The sequence below is a fragment of the uncultured Methanobrevibacter sp. genome, from assembly GCF_934746965.1.
GTDB lineage: Archaea > Methanobacteriota > Methanobacteria > Methanobacteriales > Methanobacteriaceae > Methanocatella.
Genome location: NZ_CAKVFS010000015.1, coordinates 1 through 7862, shown reverse-complemented (window position 1 = coordinate 7862; position 7862 = coordinate 1). Strand labels below are relative to the sequence as shown.

The following is a 7862-nucleotide window of genomic DNA, read 5'->3' as shown; positions in this document are numbered from 1 at the left end:
CATACATTTTAAAAAAGGTTTATTGCAACAAATTTTCAAGGAAGGAGCAAAAAAATTACAATTTAAAAAAGAAAATTCTAATTGGTTAACCTATAAATTATCTGATTTATATGCTTCTAAAAAAGGAACAGGATTATCAAAGGACAAATTAGATGAAAATGGATCAAATAAGTGTATTTTATATGGAGAATTGTATACAACATATGCTGAAATAATTCATGATGTTAAAAGCAAAACTAATTATGATGAAGGTGTTCTATCTAAACCTGGAGATATATTAATTCCTTCTTCAACAACAACTACTGGTGTTGATTTAGTAACGGCTAGCGTAATTTTAGAAGAAGATGTATTATTAGGTGGAGATATTACCATTTTAAGAAATAAAAATGAAAATATTATTAATAATAAATTCTTTGCTTATTATTTTACAAATAATCTAATAAAAGAAGTTTCAAAATTAACACAAGGATCTACAATAATTCATTTGTATTGGAAAGACTTTAAAAAAGTTAAATTAACTCTACCTCCCATTAATGAACAAAATAAATATATAAATCTATTTTTAAAATTAGATAAAAAAATTGATTTAATCCAATCTCAAATCCAAAAAATGGAAGAGTTCAAAAAGGGATTGCTTCAGCAAATGTTTATTTTAAATCTTAAATTTAATTGTTTTTGATTAAAAAAGAAAAAGAGTTTAAGAGAAAATTAATTCTCTTAAGCAATTGTGATTTTATTTCCAACTTGGTAATCATTCCACATTGAAGTGATGATGTATTCTCCAGATATGAGATTGATGTTTAAGCTTGCAACACCATTTTCATCAGAGATTCTTTCATATAACACACCATTTACATTGAATGTTACTATTTCGTTAACTAATGGTTTTCCTTGTTCATTAAGTACTGTAGCGTTGAATTTACTACCATCTTGCATGTTCATAGATAAATCATTTGTAATTAATGTACTTTCAACAGTTACATTGTTTCCTACACTATATCCATCATATATTGCTGTTATAATGTATTTTCCAGGATTTAAATTAATGTTTAATTTAACTGTACCATTTTCATTAACTGTTCTGTTGTAGAATACTCCATTAATGTTGAATGTTACGTTTTTACCAATAGCTAAGGTTCCGTCTTTATTGTAGACTTTTGCTGTGTATTGTGTTCCATTTTTATAATATTTAATTATATCACTGTTTTCAGTGATTAAAGCTTTGACTGTAATGTTGAATCCTTTTTTCTCACCAGTTACTGGATTGTAAGCTGTTAATGTGTATTTTCCAGGTATTAAGTTTATGTTTAGTCTAGCTGTTCCTTGTTCATTGGTTTTTCTTTCATAAACTGCTCCATTTATATTGAATTGTATGGTAGTGTTTATTAATGGGTTTCCTTGACTATCTGTGAAGTTAGCAAAGAATTGAGTTCCATTTTGATACATTTTAGTAATATCTTTACTAATAATAGTTGGATTGATTGTTACAGTTGCATTAACTTCAGCACCATTATAAGTTTCATTACCTTGATAAGTAACTGTTACATTGTATATTCCTGAATTTAAGTTAAGACTTAAGAATGCATAACCATCCTTATCAGTAGTTCTGTTATATGATACACCATTAATTGTTATTGTTACTATTGTATTTGCTATTGAATTACCATAATAATCTTTTAATATAGCTATTAATTTAGATCCGTCATGATAAATCATTATGACATTATCAACAACCAAAATTGCGTCTTTATTAACATCTACAGTAATATTTCCTTCTTTAATTACTGAATCGTATTTATCATCACCAGGATAAATAACTGTGATATTGTGTATTCCTTTATCCAATGGAGGAATATCCACACTACCAGTACCGTTAGATACGTTTCCAGTGTAATTTTTACCATCGATTATTGCAATGATTTCACCTGTTGCATCATCAGGTAAATCTATAGTGATTGTAGAGTTTTTACCTTCAACACCACCAGGAATAGTAATGTTTGCCGGATATTTTTCTACTTTGGAAACTTTGAAACTACCTACCATAGAAGTGTTCATGTAATTATTGTCACCACTCCAGGTAGTAGTGAAATTGTAAACTCCATTATTATTAAATGCATTGATACGGATATTTCCTTTACCATTAACAACATTAATAACATAATCTTCATTGTTTAGTGAAATAATAAGTTTACCATTTAATGGAGAGTTATTTACTCCAGTTAAAGTAGCACTTATATTAATAATTTCACCTACTTTTACATCATCTATTATAACATTCAATATAGGATTTGCTTTAGCTACATAAACTGTTTTAGAAACTTCTATGGACGTATATTTATCATTTCCATTGTATTTAACACCAATAATATGATATCCTGCAGTTAAATCTGTGATCATTTCGTTGATTTTACCATTTACAACTAAAACTGTTTTTTCAACACCATCAACAGAAATAATTGCACTTCCATTAATATCAGCCGGTAAATTACCTATAACAGTTAAGTTTTCACCAAAAATAATATCTGTAATATTCACATCTAATACAGGATTTATTTTGGATATAGTAAAACTAGCTGTGCTATTTGCTTTATTATAATTATTATCTCCATTATAATTGATAGCTACATCATAAGTTCCTTCTTTAAGGTTAGGTACTTCTATAATTACTTTACCCTCAGTAATAGCACCAATGTAATTTTGACCATCAATAGTTATAATAACATTGCCTTCAGCATCAGAAGGTAAATTGACAGTTATTGTTGTATTTTCACCAATTTGAGTGTTGTTAATTGAAACATCAAGAATTGGATCTATTTTATTAACATTAAATTTGTCAGAATCAATTACTGCATTGTAATTATCATTACCTGCAAATCTAGCTGAGAAATCATAAGATCCAGCAGGCAAATTAATTCCTTCTAATGTACCTTTACCATCAATAACAGTTACAAGATATTGTTTACTATTGATTGTTACAATTACATTTCCAGTTAATTTAGCACCATTAACACCATTTAAAGTAGCTTCAATAGTAAATACATTGTTATAATCCACATCAGCGATAACAACATCAAGAGTTGGATTTGCTTTAGCAACATTTACAGTTTTAGAAACTTCAACAGAATCATATTTGTCATTTCCATTGTATTTAACAACAATATTATGATTTCCAGCAGTTAAACCAGAAATAGGTTTAGTAACTTTACCATTTACCACATTTACTGTGTATTCTTTTCCATCAACAGTAATAATAACATTACCATTAATATCAGCAGGTAATAAAGCATTAATAGTTAAATCTTCACCAAATACAATATTATCAGCAGACACATCCATAACAGGAGTTACTTTAGATACTGTGAATTTAGCATTATTAGAAATAGCATTGTAATTATTATCACCAGCATATTTAACAGTTACATCATAAGTTCCTACTCCCAGATTAGCTATTGTTTGAACAGCCTTACCATTTACAATAGCTACAGTATAATCATTACCTTTAACAGTGATTACAACATCACCAGTAGCATCAGAAGGGACGTTGACTGTAATAGTTACATCTTCTCCTACCTTAATATCATCAACAGAAATATCAATAGCTGAAGCTATTTTATTAACTTTAAAGTTACCGGAGATTTGTTCAGCATTGTAATTATCATTTCCAGCGAATTTAGCTGAGAAAACATAAGATCCAGCAGGTAATTTAATACCTTTTAATGTACCTTTACCATCTACAACTTTAACTGTGTAATCTTTACCATTAACAGTTACAATAACATCACCAGATAATTTAGCACCATTAACACCAGTTAAAACAGCATCAATATTAAATATCTCATCATAATTCACATCTTTAATAACTATACTTAAAGCAGGTGCAGCTTTAGCTACATTTAACTTGCAAGTAGACATAACAGGAGCATATTTATCATTACCGTCAAATACTACAGAAATTTCATGAGTACCTGCATTTAATCCAGATATTTGAAATTTTGCAACACCATTTATAACATCTACTTTTCTAGAAAAGCCATCTATATAAATACTAAGTTTATCATTAATATCAGAAGACAAAATAACTACAACAGTTCCATTTTCACCATAAACAATATCATTAATAATAACAGTCATGTCAGTAGTTAATTTATGACCTATAAGAGTGATATTTTGTGTTTCATTATCTACAGTTATTGAAATATCCTTTTTATCACCCATATCAAGTGAATAAATTTTATTAAAAACACCATTAATCATTTTACCGCGAATAATCTCAGATCCACATTTAAATTCAATATCCCTTGTTGGAATATCTGCAATAGTCTGAGTACCATTTAAATGCAATTTAGCAGTAATTTCATAGACATTGAAACCAACTTCACTAACAGCCACATCTAAAACAACATATGATTTTGGAGTATAACCTGTTCCATTTATAGACACTACTGATTTCCAATCTGGAGAACTAGAACCCCACCAATTATTTTCAACAATAATATTCATTTGGAAATATGTGAAAATAACACTTCCATCATTTGAAGTATTATTACTTAAAACACAATTAGTCACAGCAATATTTGAACCTTCTCCATAAATAACACCACCATAACCATTTGCAGTATTATTTACAAAAACAGAATTATCCACAGTAAGATTTCCATACATTACAGAAATAGCACCACCATCATATGCTGCGTTATTTATGAAAATACAATTATCTGCAGTTAAATTACCTTTAGATACACTAATTGCCCCATCGAAATTATTAGTGAAATTTGAGTTGATTACAACAAGATTACCTTCCATTACCCAAATAGGTAATTCATTATGTGTAAATGCAGAATTAATTACAGTAAGATTCCCATAATTTGTATTAACAACCCCATCTCTGCCAGTGTTATTAATAAAAGTACAATTATCAACATATATATTTCCAACATTTACAGCAACAACACCTGAATAATCAGTTCCATAATTATTTATAAATATAGAACCACCAATAGTAATATTACCATTTTCTACAACAACAGCACTTCCCGTTTTACCATTATTATTCATGAAACTACAATTATTTGCTGTAAGATTTCCTTCAAGTACATGAATAGAACCAAAGTGCTCTGTAGCATTATTATTTGTGAAATTAGAGTTACTCAACGTAATATTGCTAGAACATAAAACTTCAATAGCACTACCACTATTTGCAGTATTATTAATAAATAAACAATTATTTATAATAATAACAAAACCATCATTACCACTTACTTCAATAGCACCACCATTATTTGTTGCAGTATTATTAATAAATGAACAATTATTTATAATAACAAAACCACTATTACCATAGATGCCAATAGCACCCCCTCCAGAATCATAAACATCATCCTTTTCTTCAGAATTATTAATAAAAATAGAATTAGATACACTAACATTACCACATTCTACACAGATGGCACCACCAATAGCACTCCCATTATTTACAGTATTAGCTATAAAAACAGAATTATCCACAGTAATATTACCCATAAATATATGGATAGCACCACCAAAATCAACACCAGAATTATTAACAAAAACAGAATTATTTACAGTGAGATTACCTATAAACACTTCAACAGCAGCAGATGTACCTGCAGTATTATTTATAAAAACAGAATTATTCACATCAAGATTACCTTTTTCTACATAAATAGCTACACCACCCCATTTTGCAGCATTATTTATAAATGAACAATTGTTTACAGTGATGTTTGCTTTATATGCACAAATTGCAGCACCCCTAAAATATCCTGGCGTAATTTTATCTGACATATTTGGTGAAGTGTTATTTATAAAAGAACAATCATAGATAATAAGATTTCCTGAATCTATGTAAATAGCACTACCGTTTTCTGATTCATTATTATTTATAAATGAACAATTGTAAATTTTAACAGTAGCTAAATTTGTAATAAGTAAAAAACTACTGTTTTTACTTTTTGTTAAAATTGTTTTTTCTCTATTTTGACCTATTAATGTAATATTTTTAGTAATATTTGCAGAATTAGTATGTTCACCATTTGCAAGGTAAATATTACCATTTACATTGACAAGGTCTAATGCTTTACTAATAGTTTTAACTGAGTTATCCCAATTAATACCATTATTATTGTCATCTCCATTTGTAGGATCCACATAAATGTTATCTACAGTATTTGGAGCTTTAAAAATAGGTTTGTTTGTAATTTCTTTTTCAATTGATATGTTTACATTATTTAAATCAATATCATTTTCAAAGGATTCATCAGATGTATAACTAACATCATCATTAGAATTTTCAATTATTTCCTGTTCATTACTCATATCTATATGGTAGGAAACAGGGTTTTCCATAGCCACATTCGTATCATTTAAATTTAATGATGTTGAATCTTCAGCATTAACAGCAGAAACAGACAATAACATTAAAATTAAAATCACGAAAATAAAAAGTTTATTTTTCAATATTTTAATACTCTCCATTATTTAATCTTGTAAAAAAAATTATGAAAAAATATTTCATTTAACTAAAAAAACACTTTTTTTACCTTATAATATTTGTATAAAATCATATATAAAATTTCAAAAAGTCTTTTTAAACTTAAAAATATCATATTACTATCATAAAAGCCATTTAAAAGGTGAAACTCATGAAATTTTATTATTACAAAATAAATAACATATCTAAAATATGGTGTTTTAATGAAAACCAAAATTATAAACAATATTCAAACAGATATGAAACCATTTTTAGATAAAAACCAAATTCAAAAGTTGGAAAATATTCTAAAACAAAATCTAGAACATTTTGATGTAATAAAAAAAGATAAAATATTAACATCAATGGAATCTAAGAAAAACCAGGACCTACTCACAAATTTTCTATCAGCAAAACAAGTAGAAGGCTGTTCAGAAAGAACCGTAACATATTACAGAACAACAATAACAAAAATGTTAGATAAAATTAAAAAAAAGATAGAACACATCACAACCGATGATCTAAGAACATACCTTGCAAACTACAAAAAAGAAACCAGTGCATCTAAAATAACCATAGATAATATAAGAAGAGTATTATCTAGCTTTTTTAGCTGGTTAGAAGATGAAGATTACATAGTTAAAAATCCAGTACGACGTATTCATAAAATAAAAACAAGAAAAACCGTGAAAGAAGTGTTAACTGATGAAAACTTCGAAATATTAAGAGATACTTGTAGCAACATCAGAGACCTAGCAATGGTTGAACTTCTAAATTCCACAGGAATCCGTGTAGGAGAACTTGTAAACTTAAATATTGATGATGTTTTCTTTAATGAACGAGAATGTGTTGTTTTAGGAAAAGGAGACAGTGAACGAACAGTCTATTTTGATGCAAAAACAAAAATACACTTAATGAATTACATAGAAACACGTGATGACAACAATCCAGCTCTTTTTGTTTCTTTTAAAAAACCACACAATCGCCTAGGAATAAATGGAGTTGAAAGAAGAATACGTGAACTAGGAAAACAAGCAAACATCAAAAGAGTACATCCTCATAAATTCAGAAGAACCATGGCAACAAATGCAATTGACAAAGGAATGCCAATAGAACAAGTACAAAAACTACTAGGACATGTGCAAATAGATACAACCATGCACTACGCAATGGTAAATCAAAATAATGTGAAAAACTCACATAGAAAATATTTAAGCTAAAAAATAGGATTAAGACTTTAAAGTCTTAATTTTACTATTTTTAAAATTTTAAATACAAAACCCAAAATGGAATTCAAATAAACATTTGCTGAAGCAATCCTTTTTTGAACTCTTCCATTTTCTGGATTTGGGATTGGATTAAATCAATTTTT

Annotated in this window: 3 protein-coding genes; 2 read left to right on the top strand and 1 reads right to left on the bottom strand. The window is 27.9% G+C overall.

Annotated features, from left to right (window positions below):
* Positions 1-679, top strand: a 679-nt coding sequence (locus Q0984_RS08850; RefSeq protein ID WP_299526719.1) for a restriction endonuclease subunit S, incomplete at its 5' end; no start/stop codon positions are given.
* Between the two features lie 38 nt (positions 680-717).
* Here the strand turns inward: Q0984_RS08850 and Q0984_RS08845 are convergent.
* The gene (locus tag Q0984_RS08845) at positions 718-6438 is read right to left on the bottom strand and encodes an S-layer family protein (RefSeq protein ID WP_299526717.1); all 5721 of its coding nucleotides are present in this window, start codon (positions 6436-6438) and stop codon (positions 718-720) included.
* 276 nt (positions 6439-6714) lie between these two features.
* Between Q0984_RS08845 and xerA the strand changes: the two genes are divergently transcribed.
* Positions 6715-7710, top strand: a complete 996-nt coding sequence (gene xerA, locus Q0984_RS08840; RefSeq protein ID WP_299526714.1) for a site-specific tyrosine recombinase/integron integrase — start codon at positions 6715-6717, stop codon at positions 7708-7710.
* Positions 7711-7862 lie beyond the last annotated feature (152 nt).